Below are 21,264 nucleotides of genomic sequence, written 5' to 3'. Positions count from 1 at the left end.
GGAATCTTCGCGGATCGATCCCCGGAAACGGGCATAGCGCGAAACACAAACTTCGATCTCCATGCAGGCTCTGGAACCTGCCGGACTCCCCTAATGGGAGGACGCCAAACCATGCAAGCCAGCCGGCGAAGAACACCGAACACGAAATGTGTGACGCCGGCCAGGTGGGGAAACCGCGGCGCCGAGCATGGAGCGGATAGCAACACGGAATTTTTCACTGATGCACCTGGTAACGGGTGCATTGGGAAAACAACCGGGAGTTTGAAATGGGTAAACAAGATGAGCAGGAGGCGCACAACGAGTCGCAAATGGCTTGGCTTGTGAGAATGCTTGCTTCAGGGATCGAGTTTGAAGAACTCGATGTGATGCTTAAAGCACTGGACGATTACAGATCAGCCCCGAAAGTAAAGCGCCAACGCAACAGACCACCGGCCGCGTCGTGGTCGCTCCCTGAAGGAAAAATTTCCTACTCCATAACAGAGGCAGCTCAGTTAATCGGGGTCAAGGCCAGCACTGTCACCGGATATTTGAACGTGAGCGGATTGCCAAGCTTCCGACTAGGCAAGCGCCGTTTGATTCTCGCGGATGACCTTGAGAAATGGCTACGCGTACAGGCCGCAGAAGGAAGGGTGAATACCAGATGAAGTCGCTATCCAACGAACAGATATTGGCATCTGAAATCTCCTCCTATGAGGAAATGCTGAAAACAAGCATTCAGCTTAAAACCCGAGTCGACGAGACGGTTACAGCGCTTGAAACCTCTTACTCCAATATCATTGGTGCGAAGTCGATCTTCGAGGAAATAAAGAAGGAAAACATCGAAGAGCTTCGGCTTTACAGGCAAACAATCGCCCGAGAGGTCGGCGAAATCACTCAGGCAGTCAAGCAACTCAAGTCCAATCTCGATTCAAAAAGCCTTTCCGATCTGAGGGAGTACGTTTCCCTCTGTGAGCGCTTGAAGGTGCTTCAGGATACCGGATTTAAATTTCCAGCCTGACCAACCAGCGCCACGTCAGCGACTGGGTAATCAACAGCGTCAAGCCCAGCTTAAAAACCGGGATTTGAGAACTGGATATAGATACCAAAGTTTGCGAGAACCACCCAGAAAATCACAAAAAGCCACGGGGTTCTCATAGAGAACTGGAGGGATTTTCGATACCCCTTTTGGCTGGACTCTGCTTCGCAGAACAGGGGCGAATCATCATAGTTGGCCCCCATTGCAGGCTCACTGCGCAAAAGATGGCTTTGCTTGAAATGCCAGTGATCAATTATTGCGTAAGCAGCTCGAATCCCTGGCCGCGCATTGAGCGAACTCACAATCCCGAGTATGGCCATCAACAAAGGTACAACCAAGGTAAAGATCTTGCCCCATTCTGGGTTGACGTTGGCCATTGAAGATGCGAACGCAATCACCAAAAAAGATTGCGCCGTCAGATTCGCATTTGTTCGATTCGATAGCAGAGTGGTTTCGTACTGAATTTCTCGACGATAGAAATCGAGACGGTCTTTCGGAGTTCCGAATAGTAATGCGTCAGGTGGGAGAGACTCATGCGTACTGACCTTCTCGGTAATGATCTTAGTCACAGTCGCTCACCAAATATGGATCAATTGATTTAGACGCCCGCGGGCTTCAGTGGTTCATTACATCTAACCCCCTTCCCCGCCTCTACCCGCATGCACTCCCCTCCGCGCCCAACGGCAACCAGCGGAGCGGATGAGTGCATCCGAGTTTTGTTGGATCAACACCCGCCACGCTGGAGGCGACCATGAACGCAGCAATAAATATCTGTCAGGCCATGCACGACGCGAAGTTGCCTTCGGCGGTGAGCGAACCGGACGATCAGCGCGAATGGCTGGAAAGCGCCGCTGAACAGCTGGTGTGCGGCTCGGATGTGGAATGGAAGCGTCGGTTTGGCCCGGCGCAGAAAGTCACCTCAGCGCAGTATGCCGAACACCTGCAAACGCACCTGAATCAGCGGCAGATCGACGGCCTTGATGATCGCGACTCGTTCGCCAACTTGGTGCTAGCGGTGGTCGTAGGCAGCCCGGCCGAGGCGCTGACCCACGCCAAGCACTTGCTGGGCAGCAATAGTCCGGTGACGCAACTTGAGGCGATCGCCGCCGACTTCCTCCGCCCGCACGCTGCCAACGCGGTCTCTGCCGAGCACGAAGCCGCTGAAGACGATGTGGATGGCGACCTGTGAGCCCGCACATCCTGATCGACCAAGCCCTCGATAGCGTGTCAGCACCTGCCGGCGAAGAAGACATCAGCTTACTAGTTCAGGGGCTCATCACCCGTCTCTTTACCGACGGCGCGATCACCATCGACGAGTTCAACCACTACTGCAAACGGCTGCGTGACATCTGTCAGCGGCGGAAGGAGGACGCATGACCACGGCACCGGTTAAATCGCTGATCGACGAGCAGCTGGAGGATATCGAACACAAGATCGCTCTCCTCGGCTTCGGCCTTCCCTTCAATGAGGTAATCGGCCGCAAGCGCGAGGACCTGGTCGCGAATCTCCCCCAGCGCCTGGCGCCTTCCATGAAGGGCAAGCGGATTGCTGTGAGGGTTCGGTCGTGACCGGTCGCCAGTTCGCCCGCCGCCTTTTCATACGGCGCGGCTCCTTCTCAGCCATCGGTGTATTTACCTTTCTGATGCTGCTCAGCGCCCTCGCCGACCGCATCACTCAATAAGCCCATCTTTCAAAGCCGCGCACCTGCTCGGCGGGAGATAGTCATGTCAGCACCCAACCTAACTCTTTGGGAGGAGGTCGAAAAGACCGACCCCAAGTTCACAAAGGAATACACCGGCCTCGGCGGTTTCACTGGTACTGCAGTGAATGCCCAGTACTTGGCTAAACGCGCTACTGAGCAGTTCGGCCCGTGCGGTACCGGCTGGGGTTACGACGTCATCGAGGAGCGCTTCGATATCGGCGGCCCACTTTTGAACAAAGAAGGATCGGTGGTGGCCCATGCCCAGGTGCATACCCTCAAAGTCGCACTTTGGTACCTAGGTGGCGACGGCGAGCGCAAAACAATCACACACTATGGGCACACACCTTTCATCACTCAGAACAAATTCGGAAGTATCAGCACTGACTTCGATGCCCCGAAAAAATCCCTCACCGACGCCATAGGCAAATGCCTGAGCCAGCTCGGCTTCTCTGCCGACATTCGCTTGGGCCTCTACGACGACATTCATTACGTCAACGAACGCCTAGGTGAAGCAGAAATCGAGCGCGCCGAGGACAAAATCGAAGCGAAGGAGCGTCTGGCTGCTGAATACCGCGAATGGCTGGCTGAAACACTCCACTTGATCGGTACCGCGCAATCACTCAACGAGTTGGAGCAGCTCTACAAGTCAGCGATGCGCAAGCTGGATTTGCGCAAAACCGAACCAGATTGCGCTGCCCACAAACTCAAATTCACGCGCGCCAAAGACGCCCGTAAAGCAGACCTTGAAGATGCCTTGGAGGGCGCAGCATGACCGATCTCTACAAACTGAATGTGCAGATGGCCGAGCTCGCAGCCTTGGCTGACAGCGACGACGAAGGACTGCGCCAGGCCATCCAAGACACCATGGACGGCATCAAAGGCGAGTTCGAAGTGAAGGCTGATAGCGTCGTCATGCTGCGTCGCAACATCGAGGGTGACATCGACGCAATCGACAAGGAGGTCGACCGTCTGAACGAGCTCAAGCGCATCAAGAAAAATACCGTTGGGCAACTCAGTGATTATCTGCGCCGGAACATGGAGGCCGCAGACATCAAGTCAATCAAACGACCACTGTTCACCATCACACTCGCGCTCTCGCCCGAGAAGGTCATTGTCGACAACGAGCAAGCAGTGCCTGACGAGTTTGTCACGTTGAAGAGCGTGATCACTCCAGACAAGAAAACTATCGCCGTGAAGCTCAAAGAAATCCGTGATCACAACGACGCGGTGCGCAAGCGCATCGAGGCTGGCGAAGACGCGGAACACGAACTGCTGCCGGAACCAGCTTGGGCTCACCTTGAGCGCGGCGAAAGCTCGATCCGGATCAAGTGAGGCCAGCATGATCAGTCTCAACCTCAACGCAGTTCGGGCAAAACAAACTGAGTCGGATCGGATCGCCGCAGCGATGGCTGACTTCTGGACACGGCCCGGCGGCAGCTACAAGGAGTTGCCGTCGGCCCGATTGAAGCCCAGGCCCGCGCGGCGGGACTGGGTAGACCCTGAAACGGTTCTCAAGCGGCGACTAAAGCCAATATCGGCCGCTGACCGCAAGGCTCTACGCAAAATGACGGACTCGCTATGAAGTCGAAACGCAAACCCAACAACGGCTTCGCCCGGGCTGAACGCAGTTGCCGGGCGCTGCTGCGCACCAACCACGTCGCGGTGGTGAACATCGATCCCAGCGGCAGCCAGATCATGGCGAACTGGAAGAGCTGCAAGCAGATCCGCAGTCTGGCGATCGCCAATGCGATATTCGATTTCTCCTACCGCTGGACGATCTACATCGGCGCCATTTGTCGAGACGAGCGCGGTGCCGAGTACATCAAGTCGGTCGAGATATCGCCCGAGGGCATCTACAAGGTCGAGCGCCTGACTGACGCCATCGAGCATTACTACCTGGAGTTGCGAAACGCCTGCAACCCGAACCACATGGTTGCTTCAGGCTGGATCGCCATCCCGGCAGAGGTATCGCTCGACGAAGCACAAGCCGCGAAGCTGTTCTACGCCGCCGGCGCTTGGCACCAGGTGAAGGTAGCAGCGTGAGACGGTTTCGCACCCAACAACGCAAACGACAGAGCTGGCTGGATTTGCCGGCCAGCGGAATTCGAGAGGTAGGCCATGGCCGAGGAACAGCAGCAGCCGACGGCGGAAGCCATGAAGCAGCGCAGGAAGCGCGAGAAGTCAGCGGCGAAGGATGCCGCGCTCGGGATCGGAAAGTTTCAAATCGAAGTGGCCGGAGTATTCAAGCCTGACTTGCAGAAGGTCATGAAGGCCCATGGAATCAACAACCAGCAGGATGTTCACCAGCGGCTGCTGAGGAACCTGATCGGCGCCGACTTCGAAACACAGGCTTGGATGTTGCGGAATGTCACGACACCTTATGAGTTGAGCGAAAAGGTGTCGCAATCATTTTACGAAAAGAGCATCGCCGAACTGGCAGCCGATCCGGGCGACGAGATTGTCACGCCTGATGATTATTTCCCGAGCTAGACATGAGAAAATTTTCAAAATCCCGGATAGATCGGTGCAGCTCTTGCTGCGCGTTGAGAAACTCTTCTACGTGACTCGAGGTTGAGTAGTCATACAGAGCAAGACGCTTCGAGGCAGCGAGTTTCGCCTGCATGTTGCTCGTCAGCCTCGTGCACTCGTCCATGAATTTCTGGATGCTCATAAATAATCCCTTGCGGCTCTCGATACCGAACCCCAAGAAATAACCTATCTGACATCGAATTGCCATAATAATGTGTTAATTCGCCGATCGCTTTGCGTGGTGCCTGACTCAGATAACGCCCGGTGCTTCGATAAAGCGGTCAGCCGAATCCATATAGGTGGCGAGATCAATGATCTGACGCAGGCAGATGACCATCTCAAGCTTCTGGCCGTCGTCGGGCAACCCTATCCGCTTCAGCATTGCTCTCGCGTCTTCCTCAATTGCTGCGAGTGCATCTACATCGCTTTGCAATCTCATGTCGGCCTCCTGCCGGTGTGAGCTGCGAGATAGATACACCACCTGGTGGCTTGCCGGCCAGCGGAATTGAAGAGGCAGGCCATGGCCAAGACGCCAACAGAGCGTAAACGCGATCAGCGCGAGCGGGACAAATTGACCCAGGCGGAAAAAGAAGCCGCTCTATTGTCACGGCGGATTGTCACGAAGCTCTATCGCAACGATGACGCAGCACTTAAGCGTGTCATGTCCAGGTGTGGCATCGAAGAAGAGCAAGATCTGATTTCCCGATTCATCCGCGGAGCTGACCGCATGGACGACGAGCAACTGGCTGATCACATTCGCATTGCGTGACATGCCACCGTGACATACCCACCCTACTCGCTGCATCCGGATACAGAGGGCTCCGCCTACATATGCTTTTCCCGTCTCACGGATACAACGGCTGACTCAACCTCATTCCATGCGTTGGTGACATGCGGATGCCCTACTTGGCGATATCTCGTGTTGTCGATTATGAGGTTTTTAGCCTTCAGACTGATTTCCACCAAGTCCAAATTTAAATCTTGTGCTGCGCCAAGCACCGCAATAAGTGCTTGTTCCAGCGCGATTTCACGATCTGTAGCCATTTCAAACTCCTTTTGTCCCAGCATCATGCCGGGCCGAACACAAATACTGCAACGATCGGCAATACGCCAGCTCAGACAAAGCTCGGCGACTCAACGACTCGATGCGCCGACTCCATGTAGCTGGCCAGGTCGATCACCTCCCGAAGGAACACGACCACTTCCAACTTCACTGCGTCATCCGGCAGTCCTATCCGTTTCAGCATCGCCTTAGCGTCCTCTTCTATAGCCGCTAGCGCATCTTCATCGCTCTGCAACCTCATGTCGGCCTCCTGCCAGTGTGAGTTGAGTCATAGATACACCACCTGGTAACGAGCCGGCCAGCGGAATTGAAGAGGTAGGCCATGGCCAAGAGCAACGCAGATCGCTCAGCGAAAGCCGCGGCGAAGAGGAAGGAGCGCGGCGAAGAGGAAATCAGGCTGCACTGCCTGCCCGGTACTCGCCAAGCACTTGCTGAGCTGATGGCCTGGAGCGGTATCGAGGAACAGGGCGAGGCAATCACGCTGATGATTCATCACCTGCATGGCCTTGGCCCAGGCGGCGCCCTTCCCTTACTCACGCCGCCGCGACACGAATACGTGATACCCGAAAACGTGTCGCGGAAGTTAAAGCTGGCCTACGCCCGCGAGGCTTTACGGGTTACGGACGATTCGTAGTTTTGATGGGCGAAGCGGCTTTCTGAACAGCCAGATCTGTCAGTCGGGAAAGCATCTCGGCATTTCCAACCGAAGCCTGGCCAAAATTCGACTCGATCACGTCGAGAGGCAACTGTTCCTCACTCTGCATTTTTCCGTCGGGCTTATAAAACCCGATGAATGCCGCATCAACATGTCCTTGTAACAGGCCGACACTGATAGTCGAATGCTTACCGTTTTCATGAGTGTATTCACGACGCTCTGCATCGGGATAGCGCTCGAAGAACCCCAAAAAGACTTCATGACGTTCCAGCATTTTCGCTCCTTGATCCGGCCCTATGCCGGCCACCCGTAATACCCCAACCCAAACCAAATTGCCACCACCCGTCACGGAGGGCGGCGCCTGACTGGAGATATTCCATGAAAGAGCAAGAAAGCGCCGCGCTCACCGCACGCGTTGCAGACGACTTGGCCCAGCACCAATACACCCAGTTGGTGAACGAAAGCGGCGTCGAGGTTTGGCGCTGCGCACGGCCAGGCAGCAGCTGCTACGGGTTCGATATCTGTGTTACCCGCTTCGGCATGAGCATGATGGGCGATATTGGTCCTCTGGTGTTCCACGTCGGCGCCAGCTACGGCATCAACTTCTTGCGCCATCAGAGCGATGGTTATCTGCATGAGAAGCTGGACGGTGACATCAAGCGCGTGGTGATCGATTTCGACGCGATTCGTGACACGGTGTGCGAATGCGTCGCCGGGCGGATCGATTACGAATTGCCTGGGGATGAGGTCCCGGAATGGATCGCGGACATCCCGAACAAGGGCGCCACCCTGGAGCAGGCTGAAAAACTCATTGAATGGCTGCGCGGGCGCGATGAGGCCGAAGACGAGCGCCTTCCTTTTGCTGATCTGGCCGACGTAGTTGAGGAGGTCGAGACCTTCGCCGATGGCCGCGACAGCGAGGTGGTTCTGGCCTACGACTTCCTGCGTGAGCACGAAGAACTGATTGGTGGCAGCGACCTTTGGGAATCGACGATCAGCAAGCCGTGCCCAAATCTGATGGCTCGCCTGTACTACGTACGCCACGCCGCAAACGCCATCACGACGATCAAAGAAGCCGCCAGCGCCGCCGCCTGATCCTATAGTAGGCTTCCGCTAAAGACGCTTATGCTCGATGAGATCTTGAGCGATTTTATTTAGATCGTCATGTGCGGCACGCTCATCAGTCCAACGGCCTGCAACTTCCTGGTAGTACTCGACAGCCTTCGTGCTATCGCCCTCCGGCTGACGAATCGGCCCGAGGAATGCTACTTGTGGCGGACCGTCCTTTTGCGTGCCGAACGTGATCCAGACTTTCGGTTCGTTCTCTGGATAGCCGTAAGAGTCCCAATAAGCCATATCAATTCTCCTTGATCCGGCTCCATGCCGGGCCGAACACAAATACCCCACTTCAACGAACTGTGCCAGCAGGCTCTGCGCTGGATAAGCCGGCCAGGTCTCGCCACCGCGCCAGTTCGGCGATCAGCTTAAGCCCATGGCGCACCTCAACCTCAAGCCTTTCATCAGGAAGGCTGAGTAGACGGACAACCTCATCGCCGATCAGGCGCACCGCTTCCACATCGGTTTTCGTACTCATCGCAATCACCGTTTGATTTCGCTGAGTGCAAATCATCATCCCAATTTACGAATCACGCCAGCCGGCGAGGATCCCCTATGCCACCCTCTTACCAGATCCTGGTCGGCGACTGCCTCGAGTTGCTGCGTCGGATGCCCGATTGCAGCGTCGACAGCGTGGTCTCCGACCCGCCATACGGCCTGTCTTTCATGGGCAAGAAATGGGACTACGACGTTCCTACGACCGAGGTCTGGGCTGAGTGCTTGCGCGTTCTCAAACCAGGCGGTCACTTGCTGGCCTTCGCCGGGACGCGCACCCAGCACCGAATGGCAGTCCGTATCGAGGATGCCGGCTTCGAGATCCGAGACATGATTGCTTGGGTATACGGGTCGGGCTTTCCGAAGTCGCACAACCTCGGCGGTTCGCACGCTGGCTGGGGTACAGCATTAAAACCTGCGCTCGAGCCAATCACCGTTGCTCGCAAACCTTTCTCCGGAACAGTCGCCGCCAACGTCATCGCCCACGGAACGGGCGCACTGAATATCGATCGGTGCAGAGTTGGAACCCAAGACGACACAGCGCGAATCAGCAACGGAGCAATCAAGGGCGGCAACTTCGCCGGGGGTGGATCTGCGCGAGGCCCGATCGCCGGCGGCCATTCAGCCGGACGATGGCCGGCAAACCTGGTCCACGACGGCAGCGAAGAAGTACTCGCTGCATTCCCAGATGCGCCCGGCCAACTCGCACCCGCCAGCACCAGCGATACCCAGCGCGCCGGACAAAATGTTTACGGCAACATGAAGAGAGGACGCGGCACCGAGGCCAGTGCCGGTAGCGAAAACGCCGGTGTTGTCGGCTTCCATATGAGACCGGGCGCTCGAAGGCTCGATAGCGGAAGCGCCGCCCGGTTCTTCTACTGCGCCAAGACCAGCCGTAAAGACCGAAACGAAGGCCTTATCAGCTCAGACGCTCCCGCTGTCGCCAAGGACGCAACCATGCGCGACTGCGAGACGGCCGAGTGGAGTACTCGAAACGGCAACAGCCACCCTACGGTCAAGCCCACTGACCTGATGGCCTACCTGCTGCGCCTGGTGACCCCGGCCGGCGGCGTAGCGCTCGATCCATTCATGGGTAGCGGCAGCACCGGCAAGGCTGCGATGCGCGAAGGCTTCCAGTTCATCGGCTGCGAGATCGACGAGCAGTACGCGGCGATCGCCCGATCGCGAATCGAGCACGAAATCAACCGCCAGCAAGAACAGCAAGCCGAATCAGACCAGCTCGACCTTTTCGGCACCGCCTGACCCATCCACACCACTCCTAAATGAAACGCTGAATTTACCGGCGAGGATCCTCTATGTCCGCACAACAGAAGAAACACCCCTTCGATTTCAAAACTCAATACGGACTCGGCTTCAGCACTCAGGACGATGAGATCGTTGTCGACTTCTTCTGTGGTGGTGGTGGCGGCGGCGCCGGTACCGGACTGGAGATGGGTCTTGGCCGCGCGGTGAATGTCGCGAAGAACCACAGCCCGCAGGCGATCAGCATGCACACCGTGAATCACCCGGGCGCCGTGCATTACACCACCGACGTGTTCGAGGGGGATCCGGACACGGAGTGCGGCGGCAAGGCCGTTGGATGGTTCCACATGTCGCCGGACTGCACGCACCACAGCCAGGCAGCCGGCGGACAGCCGCGCAAACGCGAGATCCGGAACCTGTCGTGGATTGGCCTGAAGTGGGCAGGCATGAAACGCCCCCGCGTGATCAGCCTCGAGAACGTTAAGCAGATTTTGCAGTGGGGCAGACTGATCGCCAAGCGCGACAAGGACACCGGCCGGGTGGTGAAACTCGGAGGCGAAGTGGCCGCACCTGGTGAGGTTGTACCGGTCGGCCAGCAGTTCCTGATTCCCGATCCGAAGCAGCGCGGCAAGACATGGCGCCGCTTTGTGGCACTGCTGGAAGTCATGGGCTACGTCGTTGAATGGAAGGTGATCAAGGCCTGTGATTTCGGCGCGCCGACCAGCCGCGAACGCCTGTTCATGATCGCCCGCTGCGATGGCCAGCCAATCAACTGGCCTGAGCCAACCCACGCGAAGAATCCCGCAAAGGGCCAGAAGAAGTGGCGCACCGCCGCGGAGTGCATTGACTGGACGATCCCGAGCAAAAGCATCTTCGACCGTCCAAAACCGCTGGCACCGGCCACCCTTCGCCGAATCGCCAAGGGCATGAAGAAGTTTGTCATCGATGCGGCCGACCCGTTCATTGTGCCGATCGCGAACTGGTCCGGTGAAAGCGTGCAGTCGGCACACGACCCGCTGCGAACCGTGACTTCATGGCCGCGCGGCGGATCGTTCGCCATGGCCAGCCCAATCATCGCGCCAGCAACGCATCAGGGCAGTGATCGCATCAACGATCCCCACGCCCCGCTGCCGACAGTCACTTGTGCCAATCGCGGCGAGCTGACGCTGATCAGTCCTACCCTGATTCAAACCGGTTATGGCGAGCGAGCCGGCCAAGAGCCTCGAGTGCCTGGATTAGATCAACCGCTAGGAACAGTGGTTGCCGGTGGTGTGAAGCACGCACTCGCTGCCGCGCACTTGGTGAAGTTCAGGTTTGCGGATGAAGGCAAGGCGCTCGACGAACCGCTGCCGACCATCACCAGCGGCGGCAACTACCAGCGCCCTGCCGGTGCTGCCCACGCCATGGGCATCTCAACAGTGTTCATGGCGCAGATGAATGGCGGCTTCAATACGACGGCAGCCAAGAGCATCGAGGATCCGATGACCACGGTGACCAACACCGGCAGCCAGCAGCAGTTGGTGACGGCGAACCTGGTGCACTTGCGTGGCAACTGCGATGCGCGGGACACCGCCGACCCGTTGCACACTATCAGCGCCGGCGGCACTCATCACGGGCTGGTCACCGCCTTCATGGAGCGCCAGTTCGGCGCCAGCGTTGGCCAGGGTGTGGACGAACCGGCGCCGACGATAACCGCAGGCGGTGGCGGCAAGAGCTCGCTGGTTGAGTTCCAGCTATCGCCAGAGGTTGAAGCCGGTGCTCTGCGAGTCGCCGCGTTCCTGATCAGCTACTACGGCACCGAGAACATGAGCGCCGCCGACGCGCCAGCGCCAACCATCACCACCAAAGATCGGCTGGGCCTGGTCACCGTCACTATCAAGGGAACGCCTTACGTGATCGTCGACATTTGCCTTCGGATGCTTCAACCGGCCGAGCTGTACAAGGCTCAGGGCTTCCCCGCCGACTACATCATCAGCCACGGCTCCGACGGTAAGCCTTTCACCAAGACCCAGCAGGTGCACATGTGCGGCAACAGCGTCAGCCCGCCGCCGATGGCCGCACTGGCTCGAGCCAACGATCCGTGGCGTGTTGCTGAACGCCGAGCGGAAGCGGCCTGACTTCAAATCAAAGTTGCGGCCCTTTCCGAGCTGATCAATGGAATCGTGCCGCCCTTTCGCTGTGTTTCAAGCCAGAGCCTCGTGAATTCAATATTGAATTTCCAGTTGTGCTCTTTGAAAAGAGCTATCGCCGTTCCTGAGAGTTTGTACTCACCACACTCTGGGCAAGCGAGCTGCTTGTAGTCGCCCGCTGATGGAACTTCGCTCGACTCAGTGCCGCAGATAAAACATTCCATACCCACCTCCGTTGGCTGATCGCTGAACTGTAGCGGATCCTTCATCTTCTGGAGGTGATTACGATAAATCATTGCTCATCGAAGTCGGAGAAGGACTCAAGAACATACGTTCGACTTTCAAGAACTTTAAGCTTCTCGACTATGCCCAAAGAGTTGTAAAGAGATGAGTAAATCATAACAGCCGAGATCGTAAACCTAGCCCTTGGAACTTGCGAACTAAATTCGCTAAAAACGTCTGCCAGTTCAAGCTTCTTAAACATATCCCGAATATCAGGGTGATGAAACTTCATTCCTTCCAAAGCGTTGTGGGCGAATTTATTACGAATTTTAATAAGCCGATTCAGTTCATCACGCTCACGTTGAGATATCGCGCCAATTAAAAAAGCGTTGCTGACTGTGGCCGACAGTCGCCCAAAAGGTGCCAGCGCTCGGAGTTCATCAGCAGAGCATGGAGGAAGCCGATGTCTCACGACTTCAATGAGCAAATCTTCGAGCACGCATAAAACGAGTACAGCGCACCCCCGATCAGATTCAGTTTTGAATTCGTCAACGATTCGAAGAATCTTTTTTCTATCCTCGCCGAAAATCATAAAAAATCTCTACTTAATTAATCCGCCAATTTTAGCACTAAATATATCAACCCTTCTTATTCAAGTCAGCCGCTATAGCGGCAAGGAACCCCTATGCGCGATGCAAACATTCACCACTCACTGAACACGCTCACTGCAAGCCAGATGGCCAAACTGCTGGTAATGCATCACGGAATCGATGCTTTCGGCTACAAGTACGACAGCCTGGGCGATGCACCAAATGGCCTCGTTACGCTTGAAGATTTGGCGTCCATGTCCGGCGAGGATCTGGATCAGCTTTACGATGAGAGCTCGCACGATGATGCGGTGAACGAGGTGCGTTACAGCGCAGTGGACGCCCCCGGGGTTCCGTCTTGGTGCCACTACAGTTGGGAGCGAAACTACGAAGTCGATGTGAAGGCCTTCATCCTGCCCGATGGTCGTGCTCTCGCCTTTTGTGAGATGAGCGGCGGCGGCAAGCATGCCGAGCCGGACGCCTACCCTTGGGTTGAAGAGGCCAAATTTATCAAGGTCTCTGGCGTCGAAGAGCGCGTCATCAAGACTTACAAATTCGAGGATATTCCAGAAGCCTCAGAGGTGACGCCACGATCTTCGCCCCGCTCTACGTGAACTCCCTGATGTGCAGGGGGCCGTGGAGATGAAGGTTGTCCCACACACCGGCTGGCTTAGGCGTCGGCTCGAATCCGCAATCATCCTCTTAGCAGCCTGGATCATTGACGGTCGCAACGTTAGGCGATCGGGCGTCGTCTCCCGCCGCGATAACAATGACATGCGATACATGGCGGAAAAGCTCGAAGGCATCGCCGATCGCATTAAACGCCAGTACCCGTAACACATCACCCAACTCAACAACCTGCCCGCGTGCGGCCGTGCTGCGGGCAATCACTCACTCATAACCAGTTCAGCACTCGCAGCACTCGATCGAATGTTCGCTCACTCGCCACCCACGCCAGCATGACAAGGCCGCCTCCCGCGACGACGAAAATAAACCCACCAACCGCATCGATGATGACCAGAAAAATCCCCAGCGTCAGGAGTGCGGCACCGAGCGCCCCCAGTACCGTCCGGCTTTGCTTTTGCTCGGGATACTTGTTGAACATCCGAATACTCCCCATCAGGTGCGCATCAATCAACTGTAGCCCAAGCGCAACCACCCAATATCCACCACCTTCTGCCGCCACGCGCGGCATGGAGCAATACCTCATGGAAACCGAAATCCTCTCCGACGAGGAACTGGCCGAACTCACCGGCTACAAGGCCCGTGCCTACCAGCGCCGGTGGCTGATTGATCGCCAGTGGGTGTTCGTCGAAAGCCGCGGCAAGCGCCCGCTGGTGGGCCGCATGTATGCCCGCATGAAGCTGGGCATGATCAGCCCTACGATTGCCGATCCGAACCCGCCGCCGGCTGCACCGGTATGGACACCTGACTACTCGCGAGTGAATTGATATGCGCCCCCGCAAGGCCGACACACGCAACTTGCCGCCTCGGATGTACCAGTGGACGCGAACACGAAAAAGCGGAAAGGTTTGGATCGCCTATTACTATCTGGATATGACAGGCAAGGCGATCCCGCTGGGCAAGGATCTGGACTTGGCCAGGGTCAAATGGGCAGAGCTTGAGGCTAAGGAAAAGCCGCTCGATTTGCGCACGATGAAGGGCATCTTCGACCGATATATCCGCGACATCGTATCGAAGAAAGCGGCGCGGACGCAGAAGGACAATTTGGCGGAGATAAAGCAGCTTCGGCCGATGTTCGACAGCGCTCCCATCGACTCAATCACCCCAGCAACTATCGCCGGGTACCGCGACGCGCGGACCGCCAAGGTTCGCGCGAATCGCGAGATTGCCACCCTATCCCACGTGTTCAACATTGCTCGGGAATGGGGACTGACGACCCAAGAAAACCCCTGCCAAGGGGTGCGCAAAAACAAGGAAACGCCGAGGGACTATTACGCAAATGATGTGGTTTGGGATGCTGTTTACATGAAGGCAGCTCAAGAGCTGAAAGACGCGATGGACTTGGCCTATCTGACCGGGCAGCGACCGGCAGATGTTCTGGTTATGAGAAAGGACGACGTTGAGGGAAATTACTTGGGAGTTCAGCAAAACAAGACACACAAAAAGCTGCGTATCCAGATGACTGACGGTGATGAGCCAAACAGCCTGGGCCTGTTGATCGGGAAAATGGCCGAGCGCAATGCTCAGCACATTTGCAGCTATTTGATCGTGAGCGCACGCGGCAAGCGGATGACCGCGAAGATGCTTCGCGATCGATGGGACGACGCCAGAGAAAGGGCCAAGAAAGAAGCTGAAGAAAAAGGCGATGTTCAGCTGGCGGAGAAAATCGGAGGCTTCCAGTTCAGAGACATCAGGCCGAAAGCGGCGTCGGAAATCCTCGACGTCGGCGATGCGAGCCTACTCTTGGGGCACACCAAAGGAGACATTACCGAGCGCGTCTATCGACGAATTGGCGCCATTGCCAAGCCATCAAAATAGCCCCAAAAACCGTTACAAAACTCAAAATCCGCCCCTTGTAGAATGCGGGCTGTAGAGGTGTCAAAAAATAAACGTATTGTAACGAAAAGCGGCTACAGGCCACGGTTTCATTGGCTTTGCATATCGGTCTTGAAAACCGTCGACTGTAACAGGTCCATGAGTTCGAATCCCATCGCCTCCGCCATATTTGATACGACAAAGCCCTGATTATTCAGGGCTTTGTCGTTTCTGGGGTTTGAGATTTCAGTCCCCCACTTCTGTTTCGCTACCGCTTCTTGTCAGCCGTTCGCGCGCCCTCTTCTGAAACCCTCCTGTGCAAACCAAATAATCGCTCGCAACAACAGGTGTGGGGATTTTTGACCGTGATCGATAGGCGGATTTCGTCGTGCAGGTGCTCTGATCTGGCGATCCAACTAAGGTCATACGATCTCTCGGTCTTTTACCCCAACACCCAATAACTCCCCTGAAGCCAGACACTGAAACCTATAGTCCTCCCAAACCCTCTTGCCCGACCTACCCTAATACGGTACAAATCGACCAAGTTGTACGACAACATAAGAAAAAACCCGCACGCCATCTCGGATGGCCGAGCACAGTTCGAGATCTATCATGCCCCGCCCTACCCTCGCGCAATCCGCACCAACACTTTTCCCCCGCCATCTCGCCGTGATCATTCTGCTGTGCATGGGCTGTGCGTTCGCCGGTAACCATGTGGCGGCGCGGGTGGCTTTTGATAATGGCGCGGGGGTGTTGCTGGCGATTTTGCTGCGTTCGGGCGGGACCTTGCTGGTGCTCGCCATCCTGGTGCTGTGGCAACGACAAAGTCTGCGTCTGCCGGCGGGTGCCTGGCGCTGGCAATTACTGCTGGGGCTGCTGATTACCGCGCAAAGCCTGTGCCTGTATTCCGCCGTCGCTCGCGTCCCGGTGGCGCTGGCGCTGCTGGTGGCCAACGTCTTTCCCATCCTGCTGGCGTTGCTCACCTGGGCGATGGGTGGCCCGAGACCGACCGCACGCACTGCTTCGTTGATGGGTTTGATTCTGGTGGGGCTGGTGTTTGTGCTGGACGTGCCCGGACGTCTTTCGTCGACGACCAGCGTCGGCCCGGAATGGTGGCTGGGCGTCGCGCTGGCGTTCTGCGCCGCCAGCGTGTTCGCCTGTGCGCTTTGGATTACCGATCACAAGTTGTCTCAGGTGCGTGGCTCGGCACGCAGTCTGCTGACCATTTTTATCGTCTTCAGCAGCATTAATCTGGCGGGACTGACAGGCGCTTTTCCAAGCGGACTGAACCTGCCCGCAACCTCGACCGGATGGCTGGCCCTCGCCACCCTTGTCGTGCTGTACGGCACCGGTTTTATCGTGCTGTTTATTTCCGTGCCTCGGCTGGACATGCCCCGCAACGCGCCAGTCATGAATATCGAGCCATTGGCCACGTTGTTGATGGGCTGGATTGTGCTGGATCAAATGCTCAGTACCGGGCAGGTTCTGGGCGGGGTGATTGTGGTCACCGGCATCGTATTGCTGACGTATCGCAAGTCAGCTATCAAGGCGGGCGCCAAAGCGCAGGTGTGAGAATCACTTGAGAGGCGGCCTCTTCGCGCGCGGTTCTTGAATATGAGAAAACGCTGCCACCGGTGCCGCGCTTTCAGTTTCTGATTTCGCTCAAAAATGCTCTGATTTTTTCATGCTCTTCAAATGTCAACTCATAAGTGAGCTTGATTTTCTGAGCGGGCAACGGTTTTACCGCAAGAAGCTTATGTAAAGAGTTCCACGCTGCCACCATTAGAAACAAAGCCCCGAGGTAAACAAGGAGATACAAACTGAAGACAAATATAAGCTGCGGGGCATCATTAAAATCCAGCAACGTTGAGAGATAAATCAAGGTATCGGTGGTAACTATAAACAGAAGAATAAAAATCCATAACAAAAAATTTTGCATCCCAGCTGCAAGCTTCATATTTTTCATTCCTCATTTTCTGAACAACTAACACAACAATTCAATAGCTTTTAAAGCCCAGCTCCATCTGTGCTAAGCGGAACGATCAAATACCTGCATCTACATAGTACCAACCCCCACTCATATCAGTGACACTGGCTTTTTCCGCCTTATCGGGCTGGTATGCAGTCTTCGGTGAATAGATATAGGAGGCATAACAGTAAAAGCACGAAAGATCGACTTTCGCGAACGACACAATGCCTTTCTCGGACCGCACACTGATTCTAATGGGAGTTATGCTGGCCTTTTTCGCTGCATCTTTGATCTTGGTAAAAATCTCGCTTCCGTGCCCGTCGAAGGGTTTGGCTTTGTCGCCATCGCCGCAAGTAGAGGCAGGCGAAGTAGCATAGTTACCCACCTCGGCAAGCAGAGCTTCACACCAGTCCTGATCCTGAAAATAAGCAACCTTATAATCAACGGCAGTGGCGACCAGAGTATTTAGCCGAGGCACCATATTGGAGCTCGTCGAATCAGCCGTTACGTAGATAAGAACCACAACAAAACTCACAATTGCAGCGATACCCAGCACGAGTTTTATTAAAACTCCAGCCAGGTATTTAACAACTTCCCAAAGAACACGACACAACGATCTCATGGAGCGCGTAATAACGACTATAACGCGCCTGCTAGCAGACTCGTCGCGGTTCCATTTATCCGGGGGGTGTTTGGGTATAACGGGGATGGGTGCGTTTGCCTTTTCGCTCATGAATCATCCTTGTTCTTCCTTGAAAATCCCGTCCTGAAATTGTGTCCAACTGCAAGACGAATCCACAACTCAGCGCTGATAAGACGGATCCTCGCCACGCGCGGCGGCGGAAGGATAACACCAACGGCTTCCGTTCAGACCGTTCTACACGTCAGCCTCGCCCCCCCAAAACAGGCTGCTAAAAAACCGCGTAGCCTCGCCAAACCCCGCCTCATGCATTAAGGCCTGACGGCTCCAGCGTAGCCATTGCGATGATTTCCTGCGCCGTACCGCCAGCGCCGACGACCAGCACTTTGGCCGACGGCGAGTGGCCGAGACTCGCGGCCAACATGCACGCCGCGAGATCGTGACAGGCATCGTAACCAGCCAATGCGATGCGGCTTTGCCTGGCGTATTCGCTGGCGCGGGAGGTGTCGAATTTATCGGTGGCGAGGTTGGGAGTGGATGAGTTCAATGGGCGATTCTCCTTGTCTTTGCAGCAAGGTACGTCGGGGAATCGGATAAGAAAAATGCATTGATTTTATGTGGTGCATTCCTGTGGGGAATGCATATTTGGAGCAGCGACCAGGTGGAACTCTGCAATTCTCGCTGGTGGTTTGGCAGGTGCGTTTAACCTTATTTGGACTGGTGTTTAAACGCCACCTCGCGTTACGCCATCCAGACTACAAGACCTTGCGTCGTTGCCTACGACCACGCCAGAATCCGCCGGCTTGTGCGCTTGGAAGCCCGTTGGTAACTTGGTTCTCGTCGCTGATTGACGTATTTCAGCAGGTTCGGTGTTTCACATTCAGCGCGTCTTTAATCAAGGAATGACCCGAGAAATCAAGGATTCAGATTGATGTCACTTTCCATCGCGAGTTTCTTCCACCCTTATTTTAAATTCTTACATGGCGCCGCCTACAACTTGCACCAGAATCTGGAAGGTCTGGGCATCGTGTCATCGAGCTTCACCGAGCGTGACGAAGCTGGAAAAATCATCGCAAGCTACTGGTCGCCCGATCAAGCAATGGTGATCACGCTGGGCTATCTGGTGATGCTGTCACTGCTGCTAATTCCCTTACTCTCAGCGGCGGCCTATACGGTGGGCAAGAAGTGGGGCCTGCTCATCTTCTTCGCACTCCTGTTCCTGCCGGGTGCATTGAATTGCCTGGGCCTGTTTCCAATCATCAATTACCTGCCCACCCGTTACGCCATTAATGGTGTGGGTAACCTGGGCAGCGAGGTCGGGCTAATTCCCCTATTGATGCTATGCGCTATCACCGGATGGGGCGTCATGATTCTGTTCTATGACAACCTCAACCTCACTGAACGCTTTCGCCAGATCTACGATCACTTCTGGTTCCCGCTGGCCTTGGTAGCAGCGGTGTTTTTCGTGGCGGACAACGGCGCCAACGAAGACACCGCATTACTAAAGGAGGCAACGGTGAACATCCAGGACGCCAGCGGTTACTTGTTGAACCAAATCAGACGCTACGACGACTACTGTAAGACCAATGGCCTGGATGACCTTCGGTCGTGCCAGTGGAGCCGCGATTCGCAGAGGACCTTCACACACATCAAGGAAGGCGAAGCCGGCTACTTTATCCAATTCGCACCCGATGAATCCAAAGGGTTTTACTCCGCGAGTCGCCGGACCGTAAGCGATGATGATGTGAGCGCCATTCGCAAAGAGATCGCCGAATACAATCAACGTTTGTGTCCCGCGAAGTACTTTTCCAGTGATTTCTCGCGATCATCGCCGCTGTCAAGCACCTGTGAGTACGCGCCTTACCACTATTGCTCAGCCAGACCTGATGGTCCACCGGGTGTTGTGGACATGGGTATCAGCAGCCACACAGTGGCCTTGGCCAGCGAGTGCATCATCCCCGGGCTGGCCGCGGCCAAACCATACTTGAAGCAGTTGTCGGCACTGGTAAGCCAACATGACAAAGCCAAGAATCATCGTTGGATGTATTTCCTCGCCGTTGCTTTAGCGATCGGAGCAAAAGTGGCTCTATCCACCACCAAGCTATGCCTGATTGATGCGCGACCCGCAGCTGACAGACGTCTCATTCTGCGGGCTGTACGCTACCGCCTCGGCCAGTGCGCCCATTTAATGAAGCGTCTGCTGGTTGATTGCGGCCAATGGGCATGGTTCGCTGCAATTGGCGTAGTCAAGCGGTTCAAACGTGAGTAGCCCGCATGGGCACGTCCCTGTAACAGATCGAAACATTCTCCCCGTCGATCGGCCCGTGCCCTAGTGCATTCCTCTTGAATGCTTGCCTAATCCTATGGGGATGCACCGTGGTGGATAGGAAACGTTTGTTGCGCGGATTAGAGTTCGGTCAACAGGAGTGACCCACCATGATCCCTATCCCCAGCGCCACGAGTCACCTTTGGCGTTGAACATTGGCCCTCGCGTGAGCGTACCGGGCGACTTCTCGACAGCTATTCCCGGTCTGTCGCTGTTTCGTCGCGACCAGCCGGCGCCCCCTGCCGTGTGCATGATCGAGCCGAGCCTGATTCTGGTAGGACGTGGTGAAAAACGGCTGTGGGTCGGTGGTCAGGGTTACAGCTACGACCATTCGCGTTTTCTGGTCACGTCACTGGATCTGCCAGCCAACTCCGAAGTGCTTCTTGCCAGCCCGGAACAGCCCTGTGTCGGCCTCGTACTAAAATTGGATGTCAGCATGCTCGCCGAGGTCATCACCAAGAGCGGCTTGCCCGCGAAGCGGCATCAATCTACGAGGACGGGTGCTGGCATTGGCAACATGTCGTCCGCTCTGGAAGGCGCGCTCGATCGACTGCTGGCATTACTCGATGAGCCCGAGGCGATCCCGGTGCTGGCGCCGCTGGTTCTGCGAGAAATCCACTTTCGACTGCTCAATACCGATCAAGGGGCGCGGCTGCGGCAAATTACTGCCGTCGATGGCCAGGGTTATCGCATCGCCAAAGCCATCGACTGGCTCAAGGTCAACTACACCGCTGCGCTGCGCATCGACGAACTGGCGGCGCGGGTGCAGATGAGTCCTCCCACCTTTCACCATCATTTCCGCCATCTCACCGGCATGAGCCCGCTGCAGTACCAAAAATGGCTGCGTCTGAACGAGGCCCGCCGGCTGATGCTGGTAGAGCGCCTCGACGTATCGCGGGCGGCGTTTGCTGTCGGGTATGAAAGCCCTTCGCAGTTCAGCCGTGAATATGGCCGTCTGTTCGGTACCGCGCCCAGTCGTGACATTGCGCTGCTGCGGGGACAGCCATTGGAAGCAGAAGCGCTCGACAACGCGGCAAATTGAACGAAAAACCAG

General features: G+C 56.1%; 33 protein-coding genes and 1 pseudogene. 21 read left to right on the top strand and 13 right to left on the bottom strand.

Annotated elements, in window-relative coordinates:
- Nucleotides 1-266 precede the first annotated feature (266 nt).
- Together ACIQVE_RS09130 and ACIQVE_RS09125 are read left to right on the top strand one after the other, a co-directional pair.
- Nucleotides 267-644, top strand: a complete 378-nt coding sequence (locus tag ACIQVE_RS09130; RefSeq protein WP_402806987.1) for a helix-turn-helix domain-containing protein — start codon at nt 267-269, stop codon at nt 642-644.
- The gene (locus tag ACIQVE_RS09125; RefSeq protein ID WP_402806984.1) at nt 641-997 is read left to right on the top strand and encodes a hypothetical protein; all 357 of its coding nucleotides are present in this window, start codon (nt 641-643) and stop codon (nt 995-997) included. The genes ACIQVE_RS09130 and ACIQVE_RS09125 overlap by 4 nt, the downstream gene beginning before the upstream one ends.
- A 50-nt stretch (nt 998-1,047) precedes the next feature.
- Here the strand turns inward: ACIQVE_RS09125 and ACIQVE_RS09120 are convergent, their stop codons facing one another.
- Nucleotides 1,048-1,584, bottom strand: coding sequence for a hypothetical protein (locus ACIQVE_RS09120; protein WP_402806983.1), 537 nt, complete (start codon nt 1,582-1,584; stop codon nt 1,048-1,050).
- A 182-nt stretch (nt 1,585-1,766) separates the two neighbouring features.
- On the opposite strand from ACIQVE_RS09120, the gene ACIQVE_RS09115 reads away from it, so the two are divergent.
- The 7 genes from ACIQVE_RS09115 to ACIQVE_RS09085 all read left to right on the top strand — a co-directional run bounded on the left by ACIQVE_RS09115 (nt 1,767) and on the right by ACIQVE_RS09085 (nt 5,207).
- Nucleotides 1,767-2,204, top strand: a complete 438-nt coding sequence (locus ACIQVE_RS09115; protein WP_402806981.1) for a hypothetical protein — start codon at nt 1,767-1,769, stop codon at nt 2,202-2,204.
- A complete protein-coding gene (locus tag ACIQVE_RS09110; protein WP_402806978.1) occupies nt 2,201-2,392 on the top strand; it encodes a hypothetical protein in 192 nt (63 codons plus the stop codon). Before ACIQVE_RS09115 ends, ACIQVE_RS09110 begins: the two co-directional genes overlap by 4 nt.
- Nucleotides 2,389-2,583 carry a hypothetical protein gene (locus ACIQVE_RS09105; RefSeq protein WP_402806975.1) on the top strand — a complete coding sequence of 65 codons (195 nt, stop codon included), beginning with the start codon at nt 2,389-2,391 and terminating at the stop codon, nt 2,581-2,583. Before ACIQVE_RS09110 ends, ACIQVE_RS09105 begins: the two co-directional genes overlap by 4 nt.
- A 156-nt stretch (nt 2,584-2,739) precedes the next feature.
- Nucleotides 2,740-3,489 carry a hypothetical protein gene (locus ACIQVE_RS09100; protein WP_402806972.1) on the top strand — a complete coding sequence of 250 codons (750 nt, stop codon included), beginning with the start codon at nt 2,740-2,742 and terminating at the stop codon, nt 3,487-3,489.
- Complete coding sequence (locus ACIQVE_RS09095) at nt 3,486-4,049, top strand: siphovirus Gp157 family protein (protein ID WP_402806969.1); 564 nt, start codon at nt 3,486-3,488, stop codon at nt 4,047-4,049. Before ACIQVE_RS09100 ends, ACIQVE_RS09095 begins: the two co-directional genes overlap by 4 nt.
- A 246-nt stretch (nt 4,050-4,295) precedes the next feature.
- Complete coding sequence (locus ACIQVE_RS09090; RefSeq protein WP_402806967.1) at nt 4,296-4,760, top strand: hypothetical protein; 465 nt, start codon at nt 4,296-4,298, stop codon at nt 4,758-4,760.
- A gap of 75 nt (nt 4,761-4,835) precedes the next feature.
- A complete protein-coding gene (locus tag ACIQVE_RS09085; protein WP_402806965.1) occupies nt 4,836-5,207 on the top strand; it encodes a hypothetical protein in 372 nt (123 codons plus the stop codon).
- A 289-nt stretch (nt 5,208-5,496) separates the two neighbouring features.
- Here the strand turns inward: ACIQVE_RS09085 and ACIQVE_RS09080 are convergent, their stop codons facing one another.
- Nucleotides 5,497-5,685 carry a hypothetical protein gene (locus ACIQVE_RS09080; RefSeq protein ID WP_402806963.1) on the bottom strand — a complete coding sequence of 63 codons (189 nt, stop codon included), beginning with the start codon at nt 5,683-5,685 and terminating at the stop codon, nt 5,497-5,499.
- 81 nt (nt 5,686-5,766) lie between these two features.
- Here ACIQVE_RS09080 and ACIQVE_RS09075 point away from each other — a divergent pair, with 81 nt between their 5' ends.
- Nucleotides 5,767-6,015: a hypothetical protein gene (locus ACIQVE_RS09075; protein ID WP_402806961.1), complete on the top strand. Its 249-nt coding sequence runs from the start codon at nt 5,767-5,769 to the stop codon at nt 6,013-6,015.
- Between the two features lie 56 nt (nt 6,016-6,071).
- Here ACIQVE_RS09075 and ACIQVE_RS09070 read toward each other — a convergent pair whose 3' ends face one another.
- Both ACIQVE_RS09070 and ACIQVE_RS09065 read right to left on the bottom strand, forming a co-directional pair.
- The gene (locus ACIQVE_RS09070) at nt 6,072-6,290 is read right to left on the bottom strand and encodes a hypothetical protein (RefSeq protein WP_402806960.1); all 219 of its coding nucleotides are present in this window, start codon (nt 6,288-6,290) and stop codon (nt 6,072-6,074) included.
- 71 nt (nt 6,291-6,361) lie between these two features.
- Nucleotides 6,362-6,550 (bottom strand): hypothetical protein, encoded by a 189-nt coding sequence (locus tag ACIQVE_RS09065; protein ID WP_402806957.1) that lies wholly within the window; start codon nt 6,548-6,550, stop codon nt 6,362-6,364.
- Between the two features lie 81 nt (nt 6,551-6,631).
- On the opposite strand from ACIQVE_RS09065, the gene ACIQVE_RS09060 reads away from it, so the two are divergent.
- A complete protein-coding gene (locus ACIQVE_RS09060; protein ID WP_402806954.1) occupies nt 6,632-6,943 on the top strand; it encodes a hypothetical protein in 312 nt (103 codons plus the stop codon).
- Here the strand turns inward: ACIQVE_RS09060 and ACIQVE_RS09055 are convergent.
- Entirely contained in the window at nt 6,927-7,238 is a 312-nt protein-coding gene (locus ACIQVE_RS09055) for a hypothetical protein (protein ID WP_402806951.1), read from the bottom strand. The genes ACIQVE_RS09060 and ACIQVE_RS09055 overlap by 17 nt on opposite strands.
- 104 nt (nt 7,239-7,342) lie before the next feature.
- Between ACIQVE_RS09055 and ACIQVE_RS09050 the strand changes: the two genes are divergently transcribed.
- Nucleotides 7,343-8,059, top strand: a complete 717-nt coding sequence (locus tag ACIQVE_RS09050; RefSeq protein ID WP_402806949.1) for a hypothetical protein — start codon at nt 7,343-7,345, stop codon at nt 8,057-8,059.
- Between the two features lie 18 nt (nt 8,060-8,077).
- On the opposite strand, the gene ACIQVE_RS09045 is transcribed toward ACIQVE_RS09050, so the two are convergent.
- Both ACIQVE_RS09045 and ACIQVE_RS09040 read right to left on the bottom strand, forming a co-directional pair.
- Nucleotides 8,078-8,320, bottom strand: a complete 243-nt coding sequence (locus ACIQVE_RS09045) for a hypothetical protein (RefSeq protein WP_178964906.1) — start codon at nt 8,318-8,320, stop codon at nt 8,078-8,080.
- Between the two features lie 52 nt (nt 8,321-8,372).
- Nucleotides 8,373-8,558, bottom strand: a complete 186-nt coding sequence (locus tag ACIQVE_RS09040) for a hypothetical protein (protein WP_402806945.1) — start codon at nt 8,556-8,558, stop codon at nt 8,373-8,375.
- 77 nt (nt 8,559-8,635) lie between these two features.
- Here ACIQVE_RS09040 and ACIQVE_RS09035 point away from each other — a divergent pair, with 77 nt between their 5' ends.
- Both ACIQVE_RS09035 and ACIQVE_RS09030 read left to right on the top strand, forming a co-directional pair.
- Nucleotides 8,636-9,838 (top strand): DNA-methyltransferase, encoded by a 1,203-nt coding sequence (locus ACIQVE_RS09035; protein ID WP_402806942.1) that lies wholly within the window; start codon nt 8,636-8,638, stop codon nt 9,836-9,838.
- Nucleotides 9,839-9,891: 53 nt separating this feature from the next.
- A complete protein-coding gene (locus ACIQVE_RS09030) occupies nt 9,892-11,955 on the top strand; it encodes a DNA cytosine methyltransferase (RefSeq protein WP_402806940.1) in 2,064 nt (687 codons plus the stop codon).
- Nucleotides 11,956-11,957: 2 nt separating this feature from the next.
- Here ACIQVE_RS09030 and ACIQVE_RS09025 read toward each other — a convergent pair whose 3' ends face one another.
- Entirely contained in the window at nt 11,958-12,263 is a 306-nt protein-coding gene (locus ACIQVE_RS09025) for a hypothetical protein (RefSeq protein ID WP_402806938.1), read from the bottom strand.
- The gene (locus ACIQVE_RS09020) at nt 12,260-12,781 is read right to left on the bottom strand and encodes a hypothetical protein (RefSeq protein ID WP_402806936.1); all 522 of its coding nucleotides are present in this window, start codon (nt 12,779-12,781) and stop codon (nt 12,260-12,262) included. Before ACIQVE_RS09020 ends, ACIQVE_RS09025 begins: the two co-directional genes overlap by 4 nt.
- Before the next feature lie 93 nt (nt 12,782-12,874).
- Between ACIQVE_RS09020 and ACIQVE_RS09015 the strand changes: the two genes are divergently transcribed.
- On the top strand, nt 12,875-13,390 hold the full coding sequence (locus ACIQVE_RS09015) for a hypothetical protein (RefSeq protein ID WP_402806933.1): 516 nt from the start codon (nt 12,875-12,877) through the stop codon (nt 13,388-13,390).
- Nucleotides 13,391-13,418: 28 nt separating this feature from the next.
- Complete coding sequence (locus tag ACIQVE_RS09010) at nt 13,419-13,613, top strand: hypothetical protein (protein ID WP_041481068.1); 195 nt, start codon at nt 13,419-13,421, stop codon at nt 13,611-13,613.
- 58 nt (nt 13,614-13,671) lie between these two features.
- Here the strand turns inward: ACIQVE_RS09010 and ACIQVE_RS09005 are convergent, their stop codons facing one another.
- On the bottom strand, nt 13,672-13,971 hold the full coding sequence (locus ACIQVE_RS09005; protein ID WP_402806931.1) for a hypothetical protein: 300 nt from the start codon (nt 13,969-13,971) through the stop codon (nt 13,672-13,674).
- Nucleotides 13,972-13,984: 13 nt separating this feature from the next.
- Between ACIQVE_RS09005 and ACIQVE_RS09000 the strand changes: the two genes are divergently transcribed.
- From ACIQVE_RS09000 to ACIQVE_RS08990, 3 genes are all read left to right on the top strand, one after another.
- On the top strand, nt 13,985-14,227 hold the full coding sequence (locus tag ACIQVE_RS09000; RefSeq protein ID WP_095135434.1) for a DUF4224 domain-containing protein: 243 nt from the start codon (nt 13,985-13,987) through the stop codon (nt 14,225-14,227).
- A gap of 1 nt (nt 14,228) precedes the next feature.
- A complete protein-coding gene (locus ACIQVE_RS08995) occupies nt 14,229-15,278 on the top strand; it encodes a tyrosine-type recombinase/integrase (RefSeq protein WP_402806929.1) in 1,050 nt (349 codons plus the stop codon).
- A 609-nt stretch (nt 15,279-15,887) separates the two neighbouring features.
- Complete coding sequence (locus tag ACIQVE_RS08990) at nt 15,888-16,847, top strand: EamA family transporter (RefSeq protein ID WP_402806927.1); 960 nt, start codon at nt 15,888-15,890, stop codon at nt 16,845-16,847.
- A 73-nt stretch (nt 16,848-16,920) separates the two neighbouring features.
- Here ACIQVE_RS08990 and ACIQVE_RS08985 read toward each other — a convergent pair whose 3' ends face one another.
- From ACIQVE_RS08985 to ACIQVE_RS08975, 3 genes and pseudogenes are all read right to left on the bottom strand, one after another.
- Nucleotides 16,921-17,232: a hypothetical protein gene (locus tag ACIQVE_RS08985; protein WP_402806925.1), complete on the bottom strand. Its 312-nt coding sequence runs from the start codon at nt 17,230-17,232 to the stop codon at nt 16,921-16,923.
- Nucleotides 17,233-17,317: 85 nt separating this feature from the next.
- Nucleotides 17,318-17,977 carry a hypothetical protein gene (locus ACIQVE_RS08980; RefSeq protein ID WP_402806923.1) on the bottom strand — a complete coding sequence of 220 codons (660 nt, stop codon included), beginning with the start codon at nt 17,975-17,977 and terminating at the stop codon, nt 17,318-17,320.
- Between the two features lie 229 nt (nt 17,978-18,206).
- A pseudogene (locus ACIQVE_RS08975) lies at nt 18,207-18,431 on the bottom strand (SAM-dependent methyltransferase); the annotation flags it as partial.
- Between the two features lie 384 nt (nt 18,432-18,815).
- On the opposite strand from ACIQVE_RS08975, the gene ACIQVE_RS08970 reads away from it, so the two are divergent.
- Nucleotides 18,816-20,153 carry a hypothetical protein gene (locus tag ACIQVE_RS08970; protein WP_402806921.1) on the top strand — a complete coding sequence of 446 codons (1,338 nt, stop codon included), beginning with the start codon at nt 18,816-18,818 and terminating at the stop codon, nt 20,151-20,153.
- Between the two features lie 136 nt (nt 20,154-20,289).
- Nucleotides 20,290-21,252 (top strand): AraC family transcriptional regulator N-terminal domain-containing protein, encoded by a 963-nt coding sequence (locus ACIQVE_RS08965; protein WP_402807155.1) that lies wholly within the window; start codon nt 20,290-20,292, stop codon nt 21,250-21,252.
- Nucleotides 21,253-21,264 lie beyond the last annotated feature (12 nt).

The organism is Pseudomonas sp. NPDC098747 (genome assembly GCF_044760045.1).
Classification (GTDB): Bacteria; Pseudomonadota; Gammaproteobacteria; order Pseudomonadales; family Pseudomonadaceae; genus Aquipseudomonas.
The sequence above is the reverse complement of the archived record's forward strand: the minus strand, read 5'-3'. Positions and strand labels throughout refer to the sequence as shown.

Excerpts from the sequence above, each read along its gene's own strand:
- ACIQVE_RS09130 (WP_402806987.1), top strand. The coding sequence starts at position 267 with ATGGGTAAACAAGATGAGCAGGAGGCGCACAACGAGTCGCAAATGGCT.
- ACIQVE_RS09125 (WP_402806984.1), top strand. The coding sequence starts at position 641 with ATGAAGTCGCTATCCAACGAACAGATATTGGCATCTGAAATCTCCTCC.
- ACIQVE_RS09115 (WP_402806981.1), top strand. The coding sequence starts at position 1,767 with ATGAACGCAGCAATAAATATCTGTCAGGCCATGCACGACGCGAAGTTG.
- ACIQVE_RS09105 (WP_402806975.1), top strand. The coding sequence starts at position 2,389 with ATGACCACGGCACCGGTTAAATCGCTGATCGACGAGCAGCTGGAGGAT.
- ACIQVE_RS09100 (WP_402806972.1), top strand. The coding sequence starts at position 2,740 with ATGTCAGCACCCAACCTAACTCTTTGGGAGGAGGTCGAAAAGACCGAC.
- ACIQVE_RS09095 (WP_402806969.1), top strand. The coding sequence starts at position 3,486 with ATGACCGATCTCTACAAACTGAATGTGCAGATGGCCGAGCTCGCAGCC.
- ACIQVE_RS09090 (WP_402806967.1), top strand. The coding sequence starts at position 4,296 with ATGAAGTCGAAACGCAAACCCAACAACGGCTTCGCCCGGGCTGAACGC.
- ACIQVE_RS09085 (WP_402806965.1), top strand. The coding sequence starts at position 4,836 with ATGGCCGAGGAACAGCAGCAGCCGACGGCGGAAGCCATGAAGCAGCGC.
- ACIQVE_RS09080 (WP_402806963.1), bottom strand. The coding sequence starts at position 5,685 with ATGAGATTGCAAAGCGATGTAGATGCACTCGCAGCAATTGAGGAAGAC.
- ACIQVE_RS09075 (WP_402806961.1), top strand. The coding sequence starts at position 5,767 with ATGGCCAAGACGCCAACAGAGCGTAAACGCGATCAGCGCGAGCGGGAC.
- ACIQVE_RS09070 (WP_402806960.1), bottom strand. The coding sequence starts at position 6,290 with ATGGCTACAGATCGTGAAATCGCGCTGGAACAAGCACTTATTGCGGTG.
- ACIQVE_RS09065 (WP_402806957.1), bottom strand. The coding sequence starts at position 6,550 with ATGAGGTTGCAGAGCGATGAAGATGCGCTAGCGGCTATAGAAGAGGAC.
- ACIQVE_RS09060 (WP_402806954.1), top strand. The coding sequence starts at position 6,632 with ATGGCCAAGAGCAACGCAGATCGCTCAGCGAAAGCCGCGGCGAAGAGG.
- ACIQVE_RS09055 (WP_402806951.1), bottom strand. The coding sequence starts at position 7,238 with ATGCTGGAACGTCATGAAGTCTTTTTGGGGTTCTTCGAGCGCTATCCC.
- ACIQVE_RS09050 (WP_402806949.1), top strand. The coding sequence starts at position 7,343 with ATGAAAGAGCAAGAAAGCGCCGCGCTCACCGCACGCGTTGCAGACGAC.
- ACIQVE_RS09045 (WP_178964906.1), bottom strand. The coding sequence starts at position 8,320 with ATGGCTTATTGGGACTCTTACGGCTATCCAGAGAACGAACCGAAAGTC.
- ACIQVE_RS09040 (WP_402806945.1), bottom strand. The coding sequence starts at position 8,558 with ATGAGTACGAAAACCGATGTGGAAGCGGTGCGCCTGATCGGCGATGAG.
- ACIQVE_RS09035 (WP_402806942.1), top strand. The coding sequence starts at position 8,636 with ATGCCACCCTCTTACCAGATCCTGGTCGGCGACTGCCTCGAGTTGCTG.
- ACIQVE_RS09030 (WP_402806940.1), top strand. The coding sequence starts at position 9,892 with ATGTCCGCACAACAGAAGAAACACCCCTTCGATTTCAAAACTCAATAC.
- ACIQVE_RS09025 (WP_402806938.1), bottom strand. The coding sequence starts at position 12,263 with ATGATTTATCGTAATCACCTCCAGAAGATGAAGGATCCGCTACAGTTC.
- ACIQVE_RS09020 (WP_402806936.1), bottom strand. The coding sequence starts at position 12,781 with ATGATTTTCGGCGAGGATAGAAAAAAGATTCTTCGAATCGTTGACGAA.
- ACIQVE_RS09015 (WP_402806933.1), top strand. The coding sequence starts at position 12,875 with ATGCGCGATGCAAACATTCACCACTCACTGAACACGCTCACTGCAAGC.
- ACIQVE_RS09010 (WP_041481068.1), top strand. The coding sequence starts at position 13,419 with ATGAAGGTTGTCCCACACACCGGCTGGCTTAGGCGTCGGCTCGAATCC.
- ACIQVE_RS09005 (WP_402806931.1), bottom strand. The coding sequence starts at position 13,971 with ATGCCGCGCGTGGCGGCAGAAGGTGGTGGATATTGGGTGGTTGCGCTT.
- ACIQVE_RS09000 (WP_095135434.1), top strand. The coding sequence starts at position 13,985 with ATGGAAACCGAAATCCTCTCCGACGAGGAACTGGCCGAACTCACCGGC.
- ACIQVE_RS08995 (WP_402806929.1), top strand. The coding sequence starts at position 14,229 with ATGCGCCCCCGCAAGGCCGACACACGCAACTTGCCGCCTCGGATGTAC.
- ACIQVE_RS08990 (WP_402806927.1), top strand. The coding sequence starts at position 15,888 with ATGCCCCGCCCTACCCTCGCGCAATCCGCACCAACACTTTTCCCCCGC.
- ACIQVE_RS08985 (WP_402806925.1), bottom strand. The coding sequence starts at position 17,232 with ATGAAGCTTGCAGCTGGGATGCAAAATTTTTTGTTATGGATTTTTATT.
- ACIQVE_RS08980 (WP_402806923.1), bottom strand. The coding sequence starts at position 17,977 with ATGAGCGAAAAGGCAAACGCACCCATCCCCGTTATACCCAAACACCCC.
- ACIQVE_RS08970 (WP_402806921.1), top strand. The coding sequence starts at position 18,816 with ATGTCACTTTCCATCGCGAGTTTCTTCCACCCTTATTTTAAATTCTTA.